General features: G+C 60.4%; 1 protein-coding gene. It reads left to right on the top strand.

The features are described from left to right. Window positions 1-1,217: carbohydrate porin (locus tag AS136_RS25905; RefSeq protein WP_063267128.1), on the top strand; the 1,217-nt coding region annotated here is incomplete at both ends.

Here is a 1,217-nt window from a genome sequence, read left to right on the forward strand (position 1 = left end):
ATGGCGCAAGAATTTACGCAGGAACAGATCGACGCCATCGTTGCCAAAGCCGTTGATAAAGCGCTGGCCGACCGCCAGGCGAAAATCGACGCCGCGGCCAACAAAAAGGTCGACGTGATCACCAACCCGCAGACAACCGCCGCCTCGCCGGATATGGCCATTCCGTTCGGCCTCAAGTTCAGCGGCTATGCCCGCTATGGCGCCCACTTCCAGACCGGCGACCAGAAATATGTCGGCGTCGACGGCTCCTATAACGGCGCCTCGGCGATCGGCCGTCTCGGCAACGAAAGCAACGGCGGCGAATTCCAGATCAGCAAGGCCTTCAAAAGCGCGCAGGGGGCTATCTGGGATCTCAACGTGATGTTCGACCACTGGAGCGACGAAGTTAACCTGAAGAAGGCCTACGTCGGCGTCACCAACGTGCTGGAATCCAACCCCAACGCCTATATCTGGGCCGGCCGCGACTTCCACCAGCGTCCGCAACAGGGGATCAACGACTACTTCTGGATGAACCACGACGGCCAGGGCGCCGGGGTGAAGAACTTTGATATCGGCGGCGTGCAGTTTGACGTGGCGACGGTGTCGCAGGTGAAATCCTGTAGTCCGGAAGTGATGGCCGATGAAACCAACCCGTCGCGCATCACCTGTACCGGCAGCTCCGACACCGGCGACAACGGCCACTACGCGCTGACCACCAAAACCCACAACATCAAGGCCGGGCCGATCGACGTCGAGGTGTACGCCAACTACGGCTTTGACTCAAAGGCGGTGGACAGCGACGCGCGCCTCGAAGCCTGGCAGGGCGGCCTGGTGCTGAGCCACACCAACGACAGCGGGGTGAACAAGGTGATCCTGCGCTACTCCGACAACTCGGATAACAGCGTCTATAACAAAACCGACGACCTGACCACGGTCTACGCCAGCTTCGAGGGCAGCCATAAGTTCACCCAGCAGGCGCAGATCGAATACCTGCTGGCTTTCCATGACTACGACAACGGCAAGGACAACACCGACAACCGTAAAAACTACGGCGCCATCGTACGACCGATGTACTTCTGGAACGACGTGCACTCCACCTGGCTGGAAGCGGGCTACCAGCGCGTGGATTACGACCAGGGCGGGGATAACCACGGCTGGAAGCTGACGCTGTCGCAGAACATCGCCATCGGCATGGGGCCGGAGTTCCGTCCGATGCTGCGCTTCTATGTGACCGGCGG

Origin of the sequence: Klebsiella sp. D5A (assembly GCF_001620885.1) — a bacterium.
Taxonomy (GTDB): domain Bacteria; phylum Pseudomonadota; class Gammaproteobacteria; order Enterobacterales; family Enterobacteriaceae; genus Klebsiella; species Klebsiella variicola.